Here is a 20,614-nt window from a genome sequence, read left to right on the forward strand (position 1 = left end):
ACTATCCCTTTGTTGCAACGTACGTTTTACACTGCCGACAAGTATACAGGAGCCCACCCATGAACCGCCGCACGTTTTCAATTACCGCACTCGCAGCCACCGCATTCGGCGCAACGCGCAGCTTAGCTGCTGACGGCCCGTACGAAGTAACACGCACAGAAGCAGAATGGCGCGCGATGCTGACCAATGCCCAGTACCGCGTTATGCGTGAAGAAGGTACGGAGCGGGCAGGGTCCTCGCCACTGGACAAGAATTACGCTGCGGGTGTGTATCACTGCCGCGGATGCGATCAGGCGCTCTATTCCTCCGAACATAAGTTTGACAGCGGTACGGGTTGGCCGTCATTCTATGACGTGTTGCCAAGTGCAATTCAGACCAAAGAAGACCGACGTCTGCTGTCCGTGCGCACCGAATGCCATTGTGACCGCTGCGGGTCCCACCTTGGGCATATCTTCAATGACGGACCTGCGCCAACGGGCCTGCGTCACTGCTTGAACGGGGTCAGCCTCGTGTTCCGCGCAGCCTAAGCAAACGCTGCACAACTGCTATGCGGGGGCTGTGCGCTGCCGCTTTATCCCTCTCTCAGGTAAACTGAGACGAGGGATTTTTCATGACACGACCTGCACGTAAAGACATTGCCGTTGCTTTTGGATTGGTCGGGATTTTAACCGCCTTTGCGCTCGTTGTATTCGGCGACTTACGTGAACTGCACGATCCGTGGACCGGACCGATTGGTGTCGTAATCATCGCAGGCCCAAGCGCATGGATGGCTGGTTTCCTTTTTGGCGGGATGTTTGGCCAACAAGGCGCGATGGGTTGGGGGCTTGCGCTTTTGGGCGCTTGTTTGTCGACCCTTTTGGGGGCCGCGATTGGGGGAACAATTGTGCTGCCATTATTTGGGACAATCATCGCGCCCTTCGCGCTACTGGACCAAGCAATTGCGCATCCAACGATCGCACTCGTTTGGTTGTGCCTGATGGCTGTATTGCATTTAGCTTTATTGAAATCAAAGGGTTAGTATTCGCAAGGGATGGGACTGTTTTTATGTGCGAAACAGTCCATTTCTACATTACGTACCCGATGCCTTATGGCCGCCTCAAAGCCCCAGCATATCGAGTTTTCAAAACCGGAGGATCAATGCGCCCATTCTCGCGCAAAAAGGCGAAACTATCCGAAGGCGAACGTGCACGCGCGTTGGCCTTTTTGCTCGTGGGCGCCTGCAGCGCTGCTTTGGGTTTTCTTGCTGTGCTGCATCTTGATCATACGGCGCTGTTTGAAGGGTTTAGCCTGTATCAGACTTGGATCGTTATCGCATCCGGTCTTGGCGGCGTGATTGCACTTTTCCTGTCTGGTGATCGAATGGGCCAATCAGGGCAGGTGGGAGCAATCCGCGCTGTGGCTGGCGCAATTTGGGTGACGTTTATTGGATCGCTGATCGGTGGGACGCTTGGTCTGCCATTCTATGGCACGATGTTTGGGCCGTTCATTGTGGCCGTAACCCTGATGGGCGCGCCGATCTTGGCGATGCTTTGGGCATTCAATCTGCTCGGCATCCATTTCTTGCTGGCCACTTACCAGCGCGAACGCGACTCGATTTTTACGCCTTCGCGCATCGACAAGTCAGATAACCCAGACAGCTTGCGAAGACGGCTGCAGGGCCGTGCTATCTAGTTGCGGAAGTGACGGCTAGATTTGATTTGATCCCACGCCCAAACCACCTCTGCAAGCTGGTCTTCTTGACTTCGATCCCCGCCGTTCATGTCTGGGTGCAAAACCTTGATGAGCTTTTTATAAGCCTTGCGGATTTCAGGCTTGGCCCAGTGATCCTTGGCTTCCAGAATATCGATCGCCTTACGTTCCGTCGCAGGCAGTTTGCGTGTTGAACCTGTGATGGATTTGCCCGGGTTCTGCGTCGCATTCACGCCCAACACCTGATGCGGATCATCCACGCCCAAACGCGCCCATGCACGCTGTTCGTCGGATTTCTTCATCGAGGATGTTTCACGCTCCCAAACGCGGTCTTTGCTGCGCTGGGCGTTGATCTCGGCCTCGGTCGTTCCGTCAAAGAAGTTCCAGCCCAAGTTATACTCGCGCACGTGGTCTTTGCAGAACCAGTAGTAGTCGTCCAAAACATCTGGGTTCTTGGGCGCACGGTACTTACCAGCTTCCTCACAACCTGGTTTCTCGCACACGCGTGTGGACGTCTCGGACGCGCCAGACATCCCACGGCGTCCGCGCGGATTCTTCTTTTTGCTGGCCGAAACCGACATATTGAAACCAAAGGGGTCGTCTTTTGACATGGTGCTACCTTTCCGACTCGGACGATAGATATTAGACCAATGACGCGAGGATTGAAGGGGCAGGAGAGAAAATAATGGGTCTTGAACAACAAATAAATGATGCGCTGGTGTCGGCGTTCTCACCGACGGCCCTTGCCGTCATCAACGAAAGCCATCTACACGCGGGTCATTCCGGTGATGACGGGTCAGGCGAAAGCCATTGGCGCGTTGAAATCAAGGCGCCTGCGCTGGACGGCAAGTCGCGTGTTGCAAAGCACCGCGCGATCCATGCCGCACTTGGCGCAGATATCATCGGACGCATCCACGCCCTGTCGCTACAGATTTCTTAGGTTAGGCTATTCCGCTGGGTGCTGGGGCTGATCGTCGTTTGACGGTGTTCCAGCTGCACGACGTTTGTTCCACGGGAAGGTGAAGGGCGCGTTCAGCGTTTCACTAACTCGGTCCTTGGCGTCCAGGGACATTGCCGGCTCAGCGGGCGCTTCGTCAGCCTCAACGTTGCTATCTTCTTCAACTGCAACGTCAGCGTCTGATACTGCGGCGATGTCTTCTACGACTTCTAATTCTGGCGCGTCTTCAAGAACCTCGGTTTGATCTTCGATCATGGCCGCGACGGTCGGCGTTTTTTCGACGGCCAAATCGACGGCACGACGAAAGATGAGCATGTTTTGAAAATTGGTGGTTTTACCTGTCAGACCAACACGTTCCTCAACAGGCAGGGTGTCTGTGCGCTGGTATTCCCAGCCTTCTGCACCAAGGTCGTTCATCACCGATTGCAGTGCATTCGCAAACCGCGCTGGCGTGCCTTTGACGCCCTTTGCCTTTAACCCTCGCATCGGTGCTGGCAATACTTTATACTCAAATCCGGTCATGACTTACCTCACTCTGCCCGAGAGAGTTGTATCAAGAGTGGTTCTTAACGCAAAGCAATCATTGGATTTTTTTGCGAAACACCATAGCTAGTAGGGCGCGCGTGCGCGACCCCCACATGTTCTGGCTACTGGGCAAGTTTTTGCGAAATCAGTTTGTTCACAGCCGCAGGATTCGCTTTGCCGCCTGTGGCTTTCATCACCTGGCCTACAAACCAACCGGCAAGTTTCGGGTTTTCTTTCGCCTTGGCGACCTGATCCGGGTTGGCAGCAATAATCTCGTCCACAGCTGCCTCAATTGCGCCAGTATCTGTGACTTGCTCCATGCCTTCGGTCTTCACGATCTCTTCGGGATCGCGATCTTGCGTGTAGGCGATTTCGAACACGTCTTTGGCGATCTTGCCGCTGATCTTGTCAGACTTAATCAACGCCACGATCTGGCCCAAACGCGCCGCGGAAATCGGGCTATCCTCAATGCCTTTGTCGTCCTTTTTCAGACGGCCAAACAGCTCGTTGATGACCCAGTTCGCGGCAAGTTTGCCGTCATTTCCGCTCGCAACGGCTTCGAAATAGCCCGCGTTCACAACATCCGCTGTCAGAACAGAAGCATCGTAGTCAGACAGGTTGAATTCCTTGATGAAACGCGCCTTTTTGTCGTCCGGCAACTCGGGCAGGGAGGACGCGATGTCGTCAACCCATGCCTGCTCAATCTCAAGTGGGAGCAGGTCGGGGTCAGGGAAGTAGCGGTAATCATGCGCTTCTTCTTTGGACCGCATAGAGCGTGTCTCATCCTTGTCCGCGTCATAAAGACGGGTTTCCTGAATGATTTCGCCACCGTCTTCGATGATCGCGATCTGGCGGCGGGCTTCGTGTTCAATCGCCGCTTGGATAAAGCGCATGGAGTTCATGTTCTTGATCTCGCAGCGCGTGCCCAGAACACCGAAATCGCCGGTTTCTTGGAACTTTTCGTAGTCCCCCGGGCGGCAAACGGACACGTTTACATCAGCCCGCAGGTTGCCGTTTTGCATGTTGCCATCACAGGTCCCGAGGTAGCGCATAATCTGGCGCAGCTTGCCCACATAGGCGGCCGCTTCTTCGGGGCCGCGAATGTCAGGGAAGGACACGATTTCCATCAAGGCCACACCTGTGCGGTTCAGGTCTACAAATGACATCGTCGGGTCCATATCGTGGATGGACTTACCGGCGTCTTGCTCGAGGTGGATGCGTTCAACGCGCACGTTGCGCGCGGTGCCATCGCCCATTTCAACCAGAATTTCACCGGTCCCAACAATAGGGTGGTACAACTGTGAAATCTGGTAGCCTTGCGGAAGGTCGGGGTAGAAATAGTTTTTGCGGTCAAACGCTGAGGTTAGGTTGATCTCGGCCTTCAATCCAAGGCCCGTTTTCACCGCATAAGCCACACATTCTTCGTTAATAACGGGCAACATGCCGGGCATGCCGGCGTCAACGAATGCGACGTTGCTGTTTGGCTCTGCGCCAAATTGTGTTGAGGCACCGGAGAATAGCTTCGCATTTGTGGCGACCTGCGCGTGGACTTCAAGACCAATCACAAGCTCCCAATCGCCAGTCATTCCGGCGATGGTTTTCACTTTTGGGGTCTCATAGGTGAGATCAAGCATGCTGTGCTCCGCATCAGGTTGGTACGACGTTGTTAGTGGGTGAATAGCCCCGAGCGGGCCGAGCTTCAAGACGACATCAGGCAGCTGCGTTGCGGTTCGCCGCACCCGATACGCAATATCTGGTGTTAAGGCGCGAAAACCTGCTCGTAACGCACGGGAATTGCCCGATTTTCTTGCAAATTCCAAAAGCTTAGGCAAAGGTGCGCGCGATGTTTGCTATTAGAAATCTCCTGGGGGGGATTCTTGCGATCACGATGGGTACTGCTGCGCTGGCTGAATGGCCGGTCGTTGGCCCCGTGACCGATATCCGCCCCCTAAGCCGCGCTGATGTGGTTGTCATGCGCACGCAAGCCGCCCTTGATCGGGCAGAAGAGGCGCGCCTTGCGGCGATTGCGGCCCTCGCTGAAGCCCGCCCAACTGCGCGCCCAGTTTATATGGTGCGCTATCCGGTCACGATTTCGCAGAACCCGACACAGCGCCCCGTGATGCGTACCAATTACATTCCCGACACCCGTTGGGATTTCGTAAGTGGTTCAGACAGTTGGACACGTGCAGCCCTTGCGGCCCTGCGTAGCCACGGTAGCCGAATGGAAGAAACCGTTCCGCGTGATATCGCGGCGTGGTGTCCGGCGTATGAGGAAAACCCACCGCATTTGCGCCGTGCATTCTGGGTTGGGATGATGTCGGCCTTGGCCAAACACGAAAGCACATACCGCCCTACGGCGGTTGGGGGCGGGAACCTTTGGTATGGCCTGCTGCAAATCTACCCCGACACAGCGCGCCGATACGGGTGCCGCGCGACAACGGGTGAGGCGCTAAAAGATCCCGAAGACAACCTCAGCTGCGCCATTCGCATCATGAATGTGACCGTGCCGCGTGATCAGGCGATTGCGATCCGCGACAGCCGTTGGCGCGGGGTGGCTGCGGATTGGGGACCAATGACCAACCGATCAAAGATCGCGGAAATGTCGGCATGGACGCGGCGGCAGGAATACTGCGTTTCGCGGCGTTCAATCCGCCCACAGGCACGCCCAATCGTGCAGGCCACCCTGTCAACGATGAGCGACGACAGCTAAAACACCGAAAACGGGTGGCGTTGGGACGCGATCCCTGCATCTTTCAGTGCGTCCTGAAAGGCATCGACGGGCGGGGACACATCTGGCGGCAGCCGAGAGTGCGTTCCACCAATATGAACTAATGTGATCTTCATTCCGCCATCAAAGCGCCGATCAAGCCTGATATGGTCGATGTCCGAGGTTTCCCCACTGCGCATTGCAGAACCCCAGACAATGCGTTGGGGCCATACTTCGACCCATGTGTGGGTATCGTGAATAACGTCCCAAAGCGCGGGGAGGGTGAAGGCGACGGCAATGGCAACGATCCACCAAGCGGCACCTAGACCAATCCAAAGCGCAAAGATTGCGGCCCAAACGCCAGTCAGTGGCAGAACTACGCCCCAACGGCGGCCGCGGCGTTCGTGGCGATAGATCATCGCAGGCGCATGGCGCGTTTGATGTCTTCGATGGCGTCGCGTTGCCGATCGCTCAAATTCGAAACGCTGGCCTGCAATAGGTCAAGCAGCGGTTCCAATTGCTCGGATCCGCCAAGTTTATATAGCTTGCGTGATAGCCTTGCCACGGCGGGTTCAGCGCCACCACACTCCGTCATGAACCAACGACCCAAGACTTCCATCTCCTCGGCTTCTTCCGCGCTTGCCCGTAGTTTCGCGCGGATTTGAACCTGCAAAAGTTTGCGTTGCTCGGCCGTTGGAAGGTCGTCGAGTTCCAGAAACGCTGACCCAATCGCTGCGATAGCAAGACGAGGGTCTTCAATGCTTTCAACGGGGTGAACGTTCATTTTGCGGGTGAACCCGAAACGCCGCGCCGCAAGGCGCACATCATTGGCCATATCCGCAACATCGCCAACCATATCACGCGCATTGCGCGCACGTTGTGCCCAGAAATAGGCGGCCCCGATGACCCCGAGAAGTGCAATTAAGAACGGCATAAACAGATCCCTATCATGACTTTTCTAATGGATACCGCCGTTTAGCCCTTTCAGGAAGTCTGGTTCCCCAGCATGCGCCCAACCATTTCGCCAGTGTCACGCGAAAGCCCCGCTGTCGCGCCCAACGTTTCAAGGGCGCCACGCATCTTTGACTGCCGGTCCGCATCATATCGTGGCCATGTTTCAAAGGCTGCCGTCATTCTGGCCGTGGTTTGCGGGTTTATCGCATCCAACTTGGCCAGCCAATTGCCAAGCAGGGTATAAGACGCGCCGGATGCGTCATGGAACCCAGCCGAGTTGCCAGCAAGCGCTCCAAACACAGCACGGAAACGGTTCGGGTTTTTCATATCGAAATCAGGCTCTTGCGTTAGCTGCATCGCTGTTCGGGCCGCATTTTCGGGCGCCGCCATTGAGACCGTTAAGCCAAACCATTTGTCCATCACCAGGCGATCATCGCGCCACTGAGTGCGGAACGCTTGGGACTCGGCACTGCCTTTCCCAAGCTTTAACAGCGCTGCAAGGCCCGCCAGTTGCATGGTCATATTGTCGGCCTCGTCGTATTGCTTTGCGGCCGCAGCGCCGCCGTCGAGCCGTGACAACAGCCCAAGAACCGTGTTGCCAAGACTTCGCTTTCCCGCCGATTTTGCATCGGGTGAATAAGGGCCGGATACTGTCATACCTGCTTGAATACGTGGCAAAATATCCTGCACATGCTGCGCCATGGCCACACGCAATGCTTCCACGGCGTGATGAATGGCAAGCGGGTCAGGCGTGGTTCCTGCACCATGCAACGATTGCGCCATGTCGTCCTCAGAAGGCAAGGAAACCGCAAGGGCGCGGAACGCCGGATCGAGGGTGTCATCGCGCAAGATCGCCGCGATCCCGTCAAGGAATGCACCATCCGGTGCTGCGTCCTGTGTGATCATCTGGATCAGGACATTCTTCGCGAGCGTTTGCCCAGCGTCCCATTTGTTAAACGGGTCCGTGTCATGGGCCATCAGGAACGCGCGTTCGGTGTTGCTTTGCTCGCGTTGCAAAATCACAGGCGCCGAGAAATCCCGCAGGATTGAGGGCACAGGCTTCGCCGCAAGTCCCTCGAAGGTGAAACTCTGGCTGTCTTCGGTCATTTCCAAAACCCGCGTGGGGGAGACTTCGTCGCCGTTTTGCGACAACAACCCGACAGCTATTGGAATGACCTGTGCTTGCTTACTGTCCTGTCCAGGTGTGGGTGATGTTTCTTGTTTTAAATTAATGGTGTAGGTGCCATCCTTGAAGTCATCGGTAACGGTGACATGCGGTGTTCCAGCCTGTGAATACCAGCGTTTGAACTGGGTCAAATCGCGGCCCGTTGAATCCTCAAACACCTGCAACCAATCTTCAATGGTTGCCGCGTCCCCGTCATGACGTGTGAAGTACAGATCAAGGGCCTTGTAGTATTCTGCGTCACCCACAAGCCGTTTCAGCATGCCGATCAATTCCGCGCCTTTTTCATAGACGGTGATCGTATAGAAGTTGTTGATCTCAATGAAACTTTCGGGGCGAACGGGGTGAGCCAGCGGCCCGCCGTCTTCGCGGAACTGGCGGGACCGCAGGGTGATTGCGTCCTCGATTCGTTTGACTGCGTGGCTGCCTTGATCGCCGGTGTATTGCTGGTCGCGGAAAACGGTTAGCCCTTCTTTAAGGCATAGCTGAAACCAATCGCGACAGGTGATCCGGTTGCCGGTCCAGTTGTGGAAGTACTCGTGAGCAATAATCGCTTCGATCCGCTCGAAATTGGCATCGGTGCTGGTTTCGGGCGAGGCGAGAACGCAGCTGGAATTGAAAATGTTCAATCCTTTGTTTTCCATTGCGCCCATGTTGAAGTCATCCACGGCGACGATATTAAAAATGTCCAAGTCGTATTCACGCCCGTAAACGTCTTCATCCCACTTCATCGACCGCTTCAACGCTTCCATCCCGAAGGCACACTTGTCTTCGTCAGGGCCGGGGCGGACGTAGATATTCAGGTCCACGTCCTTGCCAGACATCGTGGTGAATGAACTTGGGTGGGCGACCAGATTGCCTGCAACCAAGGCAAACAGATAGGCCGGTTTGGGCCATGGGTCGTGCCATTCGGCCCAACCTTCACCAGATGCAACGGGGTTCCCGTTAGACAGCAACACGGGGTAGTCGCCCTCAACCCGCACGGTGAACACGCTCATGACGTCGGGGCGGTCGGGGTAGAAGGTGATCTTGCGGAAACCTTCGGCCTCACATTGGGTGCAATACATGCCGCCAGACATGTATAGCCCTTCAAGCGCGGTATTGGTGCTGGGGGAAATCTCAACCTCGGCTTCCCAAACGAAGGGGGCGTCGGGGACGTCGCATGTCAGGCCATCGGGAGTGACATTGGGGGAAACCGCAACGCCATCAATCTTCGCTGAAATCAGTTTAACATCCTGACCGTGCAGGAAAAACTCACCTGGAAAGTCGGTGTTCGGGCGGAATGAGATCCGGCTGATCACCCGCGTAGCCGTATCTGCCAATTTGAACGTCAGATGCACGTCATCCACGATGTAGGCGAATGGGCGGTAGTCTTTGAGGTAGATGGTTTCTTGGGCCGCGTCGGTCATGTGAATCTCCGGTGATGTTGGGGGAAACCTAGGCGCGGCGGCGCGAGGCTACAAGGTGCGCTGAACGCCTATTATCGTACTAATTTTGAAAGCGATTTAAGACTATTCAGAAACCGCATATAGTTGCCATTTTTCACCGTCTGACCTAGGTTTTGCCAAAGCGCCGTGTGCAGCGGCATACAAGGGAAAACACATCATGACCAACAGAGTGGATCGCGCGGGCCTTTCCGTGGCCGCGGAACTAGCAGACTTCATCGACGGGCAGGCGTTGACAGGCACAGATGTAGACGCGGGTGTGTTCTGGTCCGGCCTGTCTGATTTGATCCACAAATTTGGCCCCAAGAATAAAGCGCTGCTTGAGAAACGCGATGCGTTGCAAAGCCAGATCGATGACTGGCACAGCACGCGTATCGGGCAAGCCCATGATGAGGCGGGTTACGAAGCGTTTTTGCGCAAGATCGGCTATTTGGTTGAAGAGGGCGCCGATTTCGAGATCGATACGGCCAATGTTGACCCCGAAATCGCCAGCGTTCCCGGCCCGCAGCTTGTCGTGCCAATCACCAATGCCCGCTTTGCATTGAATGCTGCAAACGCGCGATGGGGTAGCCTTTACGATAGCATGTATGGAACGGACGCAATGGGGCGTCATGCACAGGACAAGGGCTATGATCGCGGGCACGGCAGCCGCGTTGTTGCCCGCACACGTGTATTCCTTGATGATGCTTTTCCGATCCAAGGGGCGTCGCATGGGGATGCGGAAATCTATTGCGTTAAAGATGGCGCGCTATTGGTGGATGGCAATGCGTTGATGATGCCTGAGCAATTTGTTGGCTACACGGGCGTTGCGGCTAAACCATCAACAGTTCTTTTGAAAAACAACGGCCTACACGTAGAATTGGTGTTCAACAAAGACCACCCGATTGGCGGACATGACCGCGCAACGTTGGCGGACGTGCGCCTTGAAAGCGCTGTATCTGCGATAATGGATTGCGAAGATTCCGTGGCCTGTGTGGACGCAGAAGACAAGGTTCTTGCCTATGGAAACTGGCTGGGCCTAATGAAGGGCGACCTTGAAGCAGAACTTCAAAAGGGCGGCAAAACCATAACGCGCCGCCTACACGACGATCGTACCTACACTGCACCTGATGGCAGCACGCTGACGCTCAAAGGCCGCGCGTTGTTGTGGGTCCGCAATGTCGGTCACTTGATGACGAATCCTGCGATTTTGGACCGTGACGGCAATGAGGCCTATGAGGGCCTGATGGACGCGATGATCACGACGTTAATCGCCAAGCATGATCTTGCCCGTGAAAGCGGCAACTCGGTGCATGGGTCTGTTTACATCGTAAAGCCCAAGATGCACGGCCCTGAAGAGGTGGCGTTCACGAATGACATCTTCGCCCATGTGGAAAAGACCCTCGGCCTGCCGCAGCATACGATTAAAGTTGGCATCATGGACGAGGAACGCCGCACCTCGGTAAACCTCAAGGAATGTATTCGCGCTGCGAAATCCCGTGTGGCGTTTATCAACACCGGTTTCCTTGATCGCACCGGCGATGAAATCCACACCTCGATGGAAGCTGGGCCGTTCAGCCGCAAGGACTTCATTAAGCGCAAAGGTTGGATTGGCGCCTATGAAAACCAGAACGTTGATATCGGCTTGGAATGCGGATTGTCGGGAAAGGCGCAGATCGGCAAAGGCATGTGGGCGATGCCTGACGCAATGGAAGCGATGATTGAACAAAAAATCGAGCATCCAAAATCCGGCGCGAACTGTGCGTGGGTGCCGTCGCCAACGGCCGCGACACTGCATGCGCTGCACTATCATAAGGTCGACGTTTTTGCGGTTCAACGAAAACTGAAAGCAGGGGGGCGTCGCGCGTATGTACAGGCGCTGCTCGATATTCCGCTGGCCAGCTACCGTTCGTGGACACCAGCGCAAATCATCCGCGAGGTCGAAAACAACGCACAGGGCATTCTGGGTTATGTTGTTCGTTGGATCGATGCGGGGGTCGGGTGTTCCAAAGTTCCCGACATCAATAACGTAGGACTGATGGAAGACCGCGCCACCTGCCGGATTTCAGCGCAGCACATCGCCAACTGGCTGCATCATGATGTCGTTAGCGAAGCTGACACAATGGAGGCGATGCGCAAGATGGCCGCCGTTGTGGATGGGCAGAATGCAAGTGATCCAACATACCGTCCGATGGCCCCGGATTTCGATGGGATTGCGTTCCAAGCAGCCTGTGATCTGGTGTTCCGCGGTAGAGAACAGCCGTCAGGTTATACTGAGCCAGTGCTGCACCGTCGGCGTTTGGAGTTGAAATCACAGCGCAATTCGTGATTTGTTCCGCTTGAACTTGTTTTCATGCGCCCCGATTGTCGGGGTAGTGACAAAAGGCTTAAGCGATATGGCTGAAATTTCGACGAATAAAGCGCGGACAATTATCCGCAAAGCACTGTTGAAAGGCCGCGAGATGGAGCTAAATCCGCTCGCTGTGGTGGTTCTGGATTCCGGCGGCCACGTCAAAGCATTTGAACGCGAAGATGGCGCGGCGCCTGGTCGATTTGAAATTGCACAGGCAAAAGCATACGGGGCGGTCATGCTGGGTATGGCTGGGACCGCGCAGATGGCGCGCGCTGAGCAGCAGGCCTATTTCATGAATGCGGTGAACGGTATTTACGGTGGGCGGGTCATTCCGGTTCCCGGGGGCGTGATTGTGCGTGACAAACGCGGCGCGATTATTGGCGCAGTCGGCGTTACCGGCGATTTGTCAGAAAATGATGCGGCCTGCGCTGCTTTCGGTGTCGAGGCCGCCAATTACTCGGCGGAAATTTAGAGTTTTAGGCTAACAAATTCGTGAACTGGAGTTTGATGTCTTATGTTAACTATTTATTTGTTTAGTATCTGCTAAAAGAGACGGAGTTGATGTCTTATGTTAACTATTTATTTGTTTAGTATCTGCTAAAAGAGACTTGTTATGCGTAAACCTGTTATCGGCATCATCGGCAATCATGATATTCTTCATGGTGATTACCCTGCTTACACATCTGGTGCGATGAACGCTGTTGCGGTCTCACAGGTGGCCGGTGGCTTGCCTCTAGTCGTTCCTGCACATCCGGATTTGGTTGATGTCGATCATCTGTCCGACGTGTGTGATGGTTTCCTGTTTACAGGCGGACGCCCGAATGTGCATCCAGACGAATATGGTCATGAAGAGACCGAGGCGCATGGCGCTTTCGATCGTGAACGTGATGCGATTGCTTTGCCGCTAATCCGTAAATGTGTTGAGCGCGGCCAGCCGATTTTGGGGATTTGCCGTGGATTTCAAGAGGTTGCTGTTGCTATGGGCTGTACGCTGCACCCCGAAATTCGCGACATTCCGGGTCGTGACAACCACCGAATGCCGCCAGATGGTAGCCTCGAAGAAAAGTTTGGGATGCGTCACCTCGTGACAGTTTCGGAAGGCGGGCCGTACCATCGTCTTTGGAGCAAGCGTGAGGTTATGACCAATTCACTGCACGGGCAGGGCATCCTTGAATGTAGCCAGCGGATCGTCATCGACGGACGCGCACCCGATACTACGCCGGAAGCAATCTACGTCAAAGATGCGATCGGTTTCACGCTGGCGGTGCAGTGGCACCCAGAATGGCAAGCTGGCCTCGACCCTGTTTCAAAGCCGCTGTTTGAGGCTTTCGGCGTAGCGGCGGGTGCATGGGCCAACCGAGGCGAACCGTCGCTCCTTCAAACCGCCTAAGACGCAAGCCCCCAATGGATCGCAGCGGCGCGGACTGTGTTGTTCGGGTTCTGAGCGCAATACGCCGCAAAGATCTGGGCGAGGTCCCCTTCGCCGGGTATTTCCGCGTCGCGCCCTGCCAAAACACCTGCGCGCGCCTGGCCGATGGTCCATTGTACGGCCGCTTCCAGCGCGACGGAGTTTGACAAAGACGAACACCGAATCTGACCGGGGTCCATTGGTACATCGAAGCTGAAATGTGGCTCTATCGCGGGCTCTGTTGACCCGATTGCAGCTACAGATGTTTGCGGTGGGGTGGTGCAGGCCCCCAGAACCAAAGCGGGGATTGCAAGCATTGTCAGACGCATATTCGGCTTCCTTTATCGGTAAGCCCGAAATGAAACGGGCCAATGTCAAACCGACACTGGCCCGCGCAATCCGTCTAATCAAGCAGTTCTTAGGTGCGGATCAGTTTTGCCTCGTGTGACTTCAAGCAACGACGTGCCGTGCTTCCGTACTGACGAGGGTCAACGCGCAGCTCGGGGAAGATAGCAAACAGCTCTTCGCGCGCAGCGTCTCCAACAGCAGAAAAACCAATGTCACCAGGGTGGAAGCTTTCTGTCGCCGCACCTTCTGCATAGATGATTTCGTGTTGATCAAAGAGTATGTGCACATAGGTTACCATTTCGGCTTCGTCCTGCGTCACGTCCATACCGTCCACGAGGTGCGTGGCCGCAACCAGAACTTCGCTTTCACCGAAAAGAAGCTCGGCACGATAGCCTTGGAACAATACGCGGTGCTGCGGGGAAACGATAAGATCGCGGTCTTGTCCCGACAGTACATTTTTGCGAATTTTGATCGGTGCAAAGCGATCAATTGCAGGCACTGTGCGCCCTTCAATCCAGCGGATGGGCTGCAAACCATGATCGCGCGTGACCACCAAGTCGCCCACTTCCAGGTCCTCGATCGCAACCAAACCAGTTGGCGTGGCGATGCGCGTGTTCGGCGTGAAGCAGATGATGTTTTCGATCTCGGAGAAGTTAAGGATCGAGCCATCATCCAGCGTGATAGAACCGGAGTAGCTGCCAGTGCCGTCATCGACAAAGGTGTCGCGCACGGCTTGTGTCAGAACACCAAGGTTGCCCAACTGCAGCGTATCGCCACCTGTTTCATCACCAGCCCCGCCATCAATAGTGATCGTGCCATTGCTGGTTTCGCCGAGGTCCTCAAGAACGAACAGGTCGTCGCCTGATCCACCATCCGCCGTGTCGCCTTCCGAGAACGTGATATCGTCATCGCCAGCGCCAGCATAAAAGGTGTCATCGCCTTCGCCGCCTGTCAGTTCATCATCGCCATCGCCCGCCAAGATTAGGTCGTCGCCGGAACCGCCTGTGATCGTGTCGTCGCCATCATAGGCGAAGACGGTCATACCAAAGCTGTCGTTTGATATGTCAACGGTGTCGTTGCCGCTGTCAGTTTGAATGACCTCGATTTCGGAGAACGTTACCGTGGTCGTTCCAGTTGTCATTGTACCAGCTTCATCGCCGGATGTTGTGACATTGACAGGTGTTGGGTCGTTGCTGTTCAGAATGTCGCCAAACCCGTCGTTACCTTCGCCACCGACAACGGTGTTGGTGCCAGACGTATCGTCCACATGGAAGATGTCTTGCCCCGTACCGCCATAGGCCGTTTCATCGCCATTCCCCAGAATGATTTCGTCGTCACCAGTGCCAAGGGTGATGGTATTGTCACCATTATTAGTGTGAACGAGGTCGTCACCGGTTCCAGTATCGATAACGTCGTTGCCGACACCACCTGTGATCGTATCGTCGCCCGCACCGGAATCGACTGTCATGCCCGCGCTGCCACCGCTCAGGTTAATGGTATCGTTTCCGCCTTCGGTTTGGATGGCTTCAATTTCGGTGAATGTCGCCGTTGAGGTTCCATCCGAAATTGTGCCCGCTTCGTCGCCACTGGTCGTAACCGTTATATCGACGTTTTGGGTGGACCAGATTTCATCGTTGTCAGTGCCGCCTTCGCCACCTTCGATTACGTCATTGCCGAAGTTGGCTTCTTGCACGAACCGGTCATCACCGTCGCCGCCAAAAATCGTATCTGCATCGACACCGCCGTTGATGATATCATCGCCTGAGCCACCATAAATGGTGTCGGTTCCATCTTGGCCGATGATCAGATCATTACCGGCCTCGCCATAGACAGTGTCATCGCCTAGGCCTGCCATGACGGTGTCATCACCGGCGCCTGCTTCGATCAGGTCGTCGTTCGGTTCATGGCCTTCGAGGATGGCATCAGTGTCATCCACCTGATCACCATCAGGATCGCCGACATAACCTGAGTTAATAGTATCATTGCCTGCGGTGCCGCTGACGGTGCCGTCGCGGTCGCTGACAACGACGTTTTCGATGTTGGTAAAGGTCAGGCTGCCACCGCCTTCAAAGTAGACCGTGCCGTTTTCGGGGTTGGTGTCGTAGTCGATATAATCAACGCCTGATACGATCAACGTGTCGTTGTCCGTGCCTGTTTCCGAGCCGTCAATGACATCGCCCGCGCCGCCATAAATCACGTCTTGATCTGCGCCTCCGATGATGGTGTCGGCACCATCACCACCTGTCAGCGTATCGTCGCCCGATCCACCATAGATCGTGTCATCATCGGCGCCACCATCGACGATATCATTGTCATCGCCACCATGAAGCTCGTCCGAGCCGTCGCCGCCGTCGATGACGTCATCGCCTTCGTCGCCAAAGACCGTGTCGTTGCCTTCGCCGCCATCCAGAGAGTCACTGCCAGCATTCGCATTCAGCGTGTCATTGCCAGTACCACCGATGAAGCTGTCATCGCCGCTTGAACCAACCAACGTGTCGTCTCCGGCGCGGCCATCTACAGTGCTACCGCCTGTCGCAGCAACACCATCAAAGGAGTCGTTCTCATCGGTTAGGTTGAACTGTTCGATCTCTGAGAAGGTGCCAGAGCCAGTGCCGCCGTCGGTCACGTAGGTGTATGTGCCGGCTTCGTTTCCGGACATGGTAACATCGACACCTGCATTAAAGAACGTTTGCGTCACGAAGTTCAGCGTGTCGACATCCCCATTGCCAGCGTCTTCGCCGCCCTCGATGGTGTCGGTACTTCCACCAGTGGTAAACACTGTATCATCGCCAGTTCCGCCCAGAATGGTGTCGTCACCACTACCACCCAAGATCGTGTCGTTGCCCGCATCGCCGCTCAGAGTATTGCCAACGGTCGGATCACCGTTCGTGCCAAGCGTGTCGTCACCATCGCCGCCGTAGACTTCATCAGCACCAGTGCCGGAGTAAATGGTGTCGTTCCCGCCGTAACCATAGATCAGGTCGTCGTTGTTTGTGTCGCCGGGCAGGATCGCATCGCCAGCATCGACCATGTCGCCATCCGGGTCACCAGTGTAACCCGCTCCGATGTTGTCCGCACCGATAGTGCCTTCGACCGTACCATCCGGCATCGGGATACCAATTGCGTTGAGGTAGAACGGGTTATCCGCGTCGGTCGGGCTGATCCCGACGAGCGTAATGGTTTCACCGTTCGGAAAAGTCAGCAACGCGTTACCAGACCCGTCATCCGTGACCGTAACATCGTTGGTCAATACGGGCGTACGATTAGGATCGCCTAGGGGAAGGTCATAAAGGCCGGACACGTCAAGCGTGTCGATACCTGTGAATGTGCCGTCGCCATCTGGGGTAGGGGCGTCGAAGTTGGTGACTACGTCTTCGCCAAAACCGTCTTCCAGCACGATGACATCGGCATCGCCATCAGGGCTGCCTGCGCCATCATCACCAAGGTTGATCTGGTCATCGCCAGCGCCGGTGTTGAATGTGTCGGACCCTTGGCCACCGTCCACAACGTCGTCGCCACCGCCGGTTATGATGTCGTCATTACCGTCAAACGTAGACACATCCACGCCATTGTTGTCGGCGGTCAAGTCGACCGTGTCGTCATAGTCGGTCGTTTCGATGGCTTCGATTTCGGTGAAGGTTCCTGTCCCGACAGTGCCGTCGAAATCATATGTGCCGGCCTCGTCGCCCGTGGCCGTTACCGTGACGCCGTCAGTCGAGGAATAGTTGTAGAAGCTTACAGTATCCACATCGCCGTCGCCGACATCTTCGCCGCCCACAATAATGTCACTGTTGTGATCATCCGTGATCCAGAACGCGTCATCGCCTGTGCCGCCATAAAGGGTGTCATCACCGGATGCGCCGATCAGCGTGTCGTCGTCTGCACCACCGTGAAGTTCATCGTCGTCGTTGCCGCCGTTGATGGTGTCGTTGCCCGCGCCGCCAAAGACAGTGTCGTTTCCGTCATCGGTGCTCCAGTCACCAAAGGTGTCGTTGCCAGCGCCAAGGGTTACGGTGTCATTGCCTTCGCCACCTGTGACGCTGTCGTTGTCAGCGCCTGCATCAATAACATCAGCGCCAATGCCGCCGTAGATTGTGTCAATGCCGGTGCCACCATTGATGCTGTCGTCACCACCTTGACCGTAGATTACATCGTCGCCGATACCGCCATCGATGGTATCGTTAGCACCGTCTTCGGGCTCTTCCGGAATTGGGGTCAACTCGACGTCACCAATACGGATCGCGTGACCGCCATAGGCTGTGTCGACGTTGTTATAGTCGATTTCGATGTAAGAGACTGGGCCTGCAACAGTGAAGTGCGCATAACCAGTTTGGGAATCGGTATTACCAGCGCCACCGGAATTCACGATCGCGGTTACAGTCTGGGACCCGTTTGCGTTTGTTGTGGACGTAAGTGTGGTCGTACTGCCAAGCGTCACAGAAACCGGAATGGCGACCCCATTGGCGTCGTATGCCGTGACGATGATTTGATCGAGGAACTGCCCATCCAGTTCATCAATGTCGAAGATGCCAAAGGTGACATTAGACACCTCATCTGAATAACCAGCTTCCGCAGCAGAAAAGTCGAGTGTGACAACCGCAGCGTTTTGGTCATTACCAAGTGTACCGCCCGTGGCGATATCACCGCCTTCAATTGCGAGGGACGATGTGTCACTGGCGCTATTGTAGTTATAGAGGGGGTCGCCAGTTTCGACAGATGCACCATAAAAGTTCGCCTCATTCGCGACGGATACAGTTATATTGATGTTGCCGTCTGCGGATGTTGCTGTGGTACCGCCTGCAACGCTGGTTTCATCTGCCAGACCTTGGTTGGCCCAAGAAACGAGTGTTGGTGAGTTATCAGTTCCAGCGGCCGTGTCGCCATATATGACGTCATTGCCACTTCCACCTGAAATGTTGTCTTGGCCGTCGTTGGCAAGCGTTTGATCGCCAACAATGTAGTCAGCACCATCGCCGCCATCAATTGAATCGTCGCCACCGCCACCATACACGGTGTCGTTGCCGCCCGCTGCATCAATAGTATCGTTACCCGATGAAATGCTGTCTCCATCGGTGTCAGAGTAGGCGTCGTCTATAACGTCGTTGCCAGCCGTGCCAGTCACTGTGCCGTCAGCTGCCGTATATGCTGGTGGGGAAACTGCCGTCGCGGTACCGGAGGTTGTGAACCAATTGTCCGGCACGAAATAAACGTTGCCGTCACTTGCAACGTAATAAACACCAGAGTCGTTGACATTGTTGTAGGCATTGCCGTCGCCATCCCAGACCCCGGTCCAAGTCCACGAACCAGCCCCGATTGTAGAGCTCGTTGTAAACGTTGATTGACTGCCAGAAATGGCATCCCCGTTATCGAGAGACCCATCACCAAGTGTGACCAAATAACCCTGTGGCATTGCAAAAACCTCTTTAACATCTTGCAGGAACAAACAAACGTTCCAGTAAACTGCTCCACTTCACTGCCTTGTCGCGCCGTTTTCGTTCGGCACAATTCGGACAATGAGGTCCCTTTGCGTGAGGGTTTACGGAGACCAAGTGTTCTGAGTTAGGAGGGTGTGTGAGAAAGGCGAGGCCAGTTCATGGCGAAAATGTGTTGGGCTGTTCTTTATGTTGCTACAATCTGCTGGCGGTCTTGGTGGCCATATGGCACCTGATAGCCATGAAATGGATAGACATCCCCCCCGTATGGCTCGCGGCTTCTTTACTTGCTGCGTATTTTCTTGGTCAAAGTCAGCCTTGGAACCTCAGCATTGATCATCCGCTGACGCAGTTTCTGGCGGCCGTTCTGATTGGTGGCGGGCTGATTTTGATGCTTTTGGCGATCACAGAGATGCGCCGCCAACGGACGACTGTTATTCCGCACCTTGAAGCAGATCAACTTGTTCAATCGGGCATTTTCAAACGCTCGCGCAACCCGATTTATCTGGGCGATGTCATAATCTTAGCTGGCTTTATCTTGCGTTGGGATGCGCCCGTTGCATTGCCATTGGCGCCGATCTTGCTTTGGGTATTGGAAAAGCGGTTCGTCATTCCCGAGGAAAACCGCCTGCGTCGCAAATTCCGGCAGGACTTTTTCAAGTACACCCAACAAACCCGCCGCTGGATATAACGGCGGGTTTGTTGGGGTAGTTGAAATGCGGCCTAGGACATAATTTCATCCAGCTTGGAATACGACAATTCCATACCGTCAGCGGCACCCATATCCATCATGCCCTGGCGTGATTCCGCATCTGGTAATGTCATCCTTAAGGTCAACAACGTGCCTGTGCCGGACGCCTCGAATGTCGTGCGGACGTGGCTGTCTGGCGCCGGATCAGGCATATGCATGCGTTCGATGTGAACAATCAGCGAGCTAGGTGTGAGCGTTATGTATTCGCCAGTTGTAGTAAATGAGCCCTCTTCGCCGCCTTCAAACTCAAACCTGAATGCACCGCCTTCACGAGCATCAGATTCGCAAACGGGCATTGTCCAGCCTGGCCACGCGGCCATCCATTGGCAAATTAGGTCTGGTTCAAGGTGAGCGCGGTAGACGTTTTCGGGTGTTGCGTTGAACTGGCGTGTGACAACGACATCCGTGTCGCCTTCTAGGGATAGCTGAAGTGGGGGCATCAATTGTCTCCTTTTTGTGATGGTTTCATCGTCTCGAGAACAGCGTCCAAGCGATTGTATTTTCGGCGATAACGGTCGGCGATCATGTCCAGCCATGGTTCGATTTGGCCAAGCGTATCAGGGGCTAGTCGGCACAAACGGTGCGTGCCTTGACGGTATCGTGTCACGAGGCCAGCAGTTTCCAACACTTTGATATGGCGCGAGATTGCCGGTTGGCTCATGTCAAAAGGGGCGGCGAGATCCATGACGCCTTCGTCGCCGTCTGTGAGTTTCAATAGAATGGCCCGCCGCGTGCTATCAGCAAGCGCGGCAAAGATCCGATCTAGGTTTGGGGCGGGTGAATCATTCATAACAATATTGTTATATAAGGAATGTCATTTGTCAAGCAGGGTGTGGCATAGCATCTGTGCAAGGTGCACTTGCTTGTGGTCTGCCCTTGTGG

The 20,614-nt window shown here is 55.2% G+C and carries 19 protein-coding genes; 9 read left to right on the forward strand and 10 right to left on the reverse strand.

From position 1 onward, the window contains the following. Positions 1-59 precede the first annotated feature (59 nt). From msrB to OCA8868_RS08040, 3 genes are all read left to right on the forward strand, one after another. Positions 60-527 carry a peptide-methionine (R)-S-oxide reductase MsrB gene (msrB, locus tag OCA8868_RS08030; RefSeq protein WP_093996028.1) on the forward strand — a complete coding sequence of 156 codons (468 nt, stop codon included), beginning with the start codon at positions 60-62 and terminating at the stop codon, positions 525-527. An 83-nt stretch (positions 528-610) separates the two neighbouring features. After that, on the forward strand, positions 611-1,018 hold the full coding sequence (locus tag OCA8868_RS08035; protein WP_093996029.1) for a hypothetical protein: 408 nt from the start codon (positions 611-613) through the stop codon (positions 1,016-1,018). Between the two features lie 26 nt (positions 1,019-1,044). Then, a complete protein-coding gene (locus OCA8868_RS08040; RefSeq protein WP_245848113.1) occupies positions 1,045-1,671 on the forward strand; it encodes a hypothetical protein in 627 nt (208 codons plus the stop codon). Here OCA8868_RS08040 and OCA8868_RS08045 read toward each other — a convergent pair. Then, positions 1,668-2,300 (reverse strand): J domain-containing protein, encoded by a 633-nt coding sequence (locus tag OCA8868_RS08045; RefSeq protein ID WP_093996030.1) that lies wholly within the window; start codon positions 2,298-2,300, stop codon positions 1,668-1,670. The genes OCA8868_RS08040 and OCA8868_RS08045 overlap by 4 nt on opposite strands. Before the next feature lie 74 nt (positions 2,301-2,374). Here OCA8868_RS08045 and OCA8868_RS08050 point away from each other — a divergent pair, with 74 nt between their 5' ends. After that, on the forward strand, positions 2,375-2,629 hold the full coding sequence (locus OCA8868_RS08050; protein WP_093996031.1) for a BolA family protein: 255 nt from the start codon (positions 2,375-2,377) through the stop codon (positions 2,627-2,629). Positions 2,630-2,635: 6 nt separating this feature from the next. Here OCA8868_RS08050 and OCA8868_RS08055 read toward each other — a convergent pair whose 3' ends face one another. Then, positions 2,636-3,169 (reverse strand): DUF4177 domain-containing protein, encoded by a 534-nt coding sequence (locus OCA8868_RS08055; protein WP_143849568.1) that lies wholly within the window; start codon positions 3,167-3,169, stop codon positions 2,636-2,638. 125 nt (positions 3,170-3,294) lie between these two features. Further along, complete coding sequence (gatB, locus tag OCA8868_RS08060; RefSeq protein ID WP_093996211.1) at positions 3,295-4,806, reverse strand: Asp-tRNA(Asn)/Glu-tRNA(Gln) amidotransferase subunit GatB; 1,512 nt, start codon at positions 4,804-4,806, stop codon at positions 3,295-3,297. A gap of 209 nt (positions 4,807-5,015) precedes the next feature. On the opposite strand from gatB, the gene OCA8868_RS08065 reads away from it, so the two are divergent. Then, complete coding sequence (locus tag OCA8868_RS08065) at positions 5,016-5,882, forward strand: transglycosylase SLT domain-containing protein (RefSeq protein WP_093996033.1); 867 nt, start codon at positions 5,016-5,018, stop codon at positions 5,880-5,882. On the opposite strand, the gene OCA8868_RS08070 is transcribed toward OCA8868_RS08065, so the two are convergent. From OCA8868_RS08070 to pepN, 3 genes are read right to left on the reverse strand one after another with little or no spacing between them, the layout of a single operon-like run. After that, a complete protein-coding gene (locus tag OCA8868_RS08070) occupies positions 5,879-6,298 on the reverse strand; it encodes a hypothetical protein (protein WP_179214811.1) in 420 nt (139 codons plus the stop codon). The two genes, OCA8868_RS08065 and OCA8868_RS08070, sit on opposite strands and share 4 nt — an antisense overlap. Continuing rightward, entirely contained in the window at positions 6,295-6,813 is a 519-nt protein-coding gene (locus OCA8868_RS08075; RefSeq protein ID WP_093996034.1) for a hypothetical protein, read from the reverse strand. Before OCA8868_RS08075 ends, OCA8868_RS08070 begins: the two co-directional genes overlap by 4 nt. 50 nt (positions 6,814-6,863) lie before the next feature. Further along, the gene (gene pepN, locus OCA8868_RS08080; RefSeq protein WP_093996035.1) at positions 6,864-9,425 is read right to left on the reverse strand and encodes an aminopeptidase N; all 2,562 of its coding nucleotides are present in this window, start codon (positions 9,423-9,425) and stop codon (positions 6,864-6,866) included. 196 nt (positions 9,426-9,621) lie between these two features. Here pepN and OCA8868_RS08085 point away from each other — a divergent pair, with 196 nt between their 5' ends. From OCA8868_RS08085 to OCA8868_RS08095, 3 genes are all read left to right on the forward strand, one after another. Beyond that, the gene (locus tag OCA8868_RS08085; RefSeq protein WP_093996036.1) at positions 9,622-11,769 is read left to right on the forward strand and encodes a malate synthase G; all 2,148 of its coding nucleotides are present in this window, start codon (positions 9,622-9,624) and stop codon (positions 11,767-11,769) included. Positions 11,770-11,836: 67 nt separating this feature from the next. After that, positions 11,837-12,265, forward strand: a complete 429-nt coding sequence (locus OCA8868_RS08090; protein WP_093996213.1) for a GlcG/HbpS family heme-binding protein — start codon at positions 11,837-11,839, stop codon at positions 12,263-12,265. A 141-nt stretch (positions 12,266-12,406) separates the two neighbouring features. Beyond that, positions 12,407-13,183, forward strand: a complete 777-nt coding sequence (locus tag OCA8868_RS08095; RefSeq protein WP_093996037.1) for a gamma-glutamyl-gamma-aminobutyrate hydrolase family protein — start codon at positions 12,407-12,409, stop codon at positions 13,181-13,183. On the opposite strand, the gene OCA8868_RS08100 is transcribed toward OCA8868_RS08095, so the two are convergent. Then, positions 13,180-13,530 (reverse strand): hypothetical protein, encoded by a 351-nt coding sequence (locus tag OCA8868_RS08100; protein ID WP_093996038.1) that lies wholly within the window; start codon positions 13,528-13,530, stop codon positions 13,180-13,182. The two genes, OCA8868_RS08095 and OCA8868_RS08100, sit on opposite strands and share 4 nt — an antisense overlap. Before the next feature lie 89 nt (positions 13,531-13,619). Beyond that, positions 13,620-18,959, reverse strand: a complete 5,340-nt coding sequence (locus OCA8868_RS08105) for a Hint domain-containing protein (protein ID WP_143849569.1) — start codon at positions 18,957-18,959, stop codon at positions 13,620-13,622. A 263-nt stretch (positions 18,960-19,222) separates the two neighbouring features. Here OCA8868_RS08105 and OCA8868_RS08110 point away from each other — a divergent pair, with 263 nt between their 5' ends. Further along, on the forward strand, positions 19,223-19,672 hold the full coding sequence (locus OCA8868_RS08110; RefSeq protein WP_093996040.1) for a methyltransferase family protein: 450 nt from the start codon (positions 19,223-19,225) through the stop codon (positions 19,670-19,672). Between the two features lie 32 nt (positions 19,673-19,704). Here the strand turns inward: OCA8868_RS08110 and OCA8868_RS08115 are convergent, their stop codons facing one another. Both OCA8868_RS08115 and OCA8868_RS08120 read right to left on the reverse strand, forming a co-directional pair. Beyond that, positions 19,705-20,172, reverse strand: coding sequence for an SRPBCC domain-containing protein (locus OCA8868_RS08115; RefSeq protein WP_093996041.1), 468 nt, complete (start codon positions 20,170-20,172; stop codon positions 19,705-19,707). Continuing rightward, positions 20,172-20,522: an ArsR/SmtB family transcription factor gene (locus OCA8868_RS08120; RefSeq protein WP_093996042.1), complete on the reverse strand. Its 351-nt coding sequence runs from the start codon at positions 20,520-20,522 to the stop codon at positions 20,172-20,174. The genes OCA8868_RS08115 and OCA8868_RS08120 overlap by 1 nt, the downstream gene beginning before the upstream one ends. Between the last annotated feature and the right edge of the window lie 92 nt (positions 20,523-20,614).

The organism is Octadecabacter ascidiaceicola (genome assembly GCF_900185015.1).
Classification (GTDB): Bacteria; Pseudomonadota; Alphaproteobacteria; order Rhodobacterales; family Rhodobacteraceae; genus Octadecabacter; species Octadecabacter ascidiaceicola.

Excerpts from the sequence above, each read along its gene's own strand:
- OCA8868_RS08040 (WP_245848113.1), top strand. The coding sequence starts at position 1,045 with ATGTGCGAAACAGTCCATTTCTACATTACGTACCCGATGCCTTATGGC.
- OCA8868_RS08105 (WP_143849569.1), bottom strand. The coding sequence starts at position 18,959 with ATGCCACAGGGTTATTTGGTCACACTTGGTGATGGGTCTCTCGATAAC.
- OCA8868_RS08100 (WP_093996038.1), bottom strand. The coding sequence starts at position 13,530 with ATGCGTCTGACAATGCTTGCAATCCCCGCTTTGGTTCTGGGGGCCTGC.
- OCA8868_RS08035 (WP_093996029.1), top strand. The coding sequence starts at position 611 with ATGACACGACCTGCACGTAAAGACATTGCCGTTGCTTTTGGATTGGTC.
- OCA8868_RS08070 (WP_179214811.1), bottom strand. The coding sequence starts at position 6,298 with ATGATCTATCGCCACGAACGCCGCGGCCGCCGTTGGGGCGTAGTTCTG.
- OCA8868_RS08045 (WP_093996030.1), bottom strand. The coding sequence starts at position 2,300 with ATGTCAAAAGACGACCCCTTTGGTTTCAATATGTCGGTTTCGGCCAGC.
- msrB (WP_093996028.1), top strand. The coding sequence starts at position 60 with ATGAACCGCCGCACGTTTTCAATTACCGCACTCGCAGCCACCGCATTC.
- OCA8868_RS08115 (WP_093996041.1), bottom strand. The coding sequence starts at position 20,172 with ATGCCCCCACTTCAGCTATCCCTAGAAGGCGACACGGATGTCGTTGTC.
- OCA8868_RS08120 (WP_093996042.1), bottom strand. The coding sequence starts at position 20,522 with ATGAATGATTCACCCGCCCCAAACCTAGATCGGATCTTTGCCGCGCTT.
- gatB (WP_093996211.1), bottom strand. The coding sequence starts at position 4,806 with ATGCTTGATCTCACCTATGAGACCCCAAAAGTGAAAACCATCGCCGGA.
- OCA8868_RS08090 (WP_093996213.1), top strand. The coding sequence starts at position 11,837 with ATGGCTGAAATTTCGACGAATAAAGCGCGGACAATTATCCGCAAAGCA.
- OCA8868_RS08095 (WP_093996037.1), top strand. The coding sequence starts at position 12,407 with ATGCGTAAACCTGTTATCGGCATCATCGGCAATCATGATATTCTTCAT.
- OCA8868_RS08065 (WP_093996033.1), top strand. The coding sequence starts at position 5,016 with ATGTTTGCTATTAGAAATCTCCTGGGGGGGATTCTTGCGATCACGATG.
- pepN (WP_093996035.1), bottom strand. The coding sequence starts at position 9,425 with ATGACCGACGCGGCCCAAGAAACCATCTACCTCAAAGACTACCGCCCA.
- OCA8868_RS08050 (WP_093996031.1), top strand. The coding sequence starts at position 2,375 with ATGGGTCTTGAACAACAAATAAATGATGCGCTGGTGTCGGCGTTCTCA.
- OCA8868_RS08110 (WP_093996040.1), top strand. The coding sequence starts at position 19,223 with ATGAAATGGATAGACATCCCCCCCGTATGGCTCGCGGCTTCTTTACTT.
- OCA8868_RS08085 (WP_093996036.1), top strand. The coding sequence starts at position 9,622 with ATGACCAACAGAGTGGATCGCGCGGGCCTTTCCGTGGCCGCGGAACTA.
- OCA8868_RS08075 (WP_093996034.1), bottom strand. The coding sequence starts at position 6,813 with ATGCCGTTCTTAATTGCACTTCTCGGGGTCATCGGGGCCGCCTATTTC.
- OCA8868_RS08055 (WP_143849568.1), bottom strand. The coding sequence starts at position 3,169 with ATGACCGGATTTGAGTATAAAGTATTGCCAGCACCGATGCGAGGGTTA.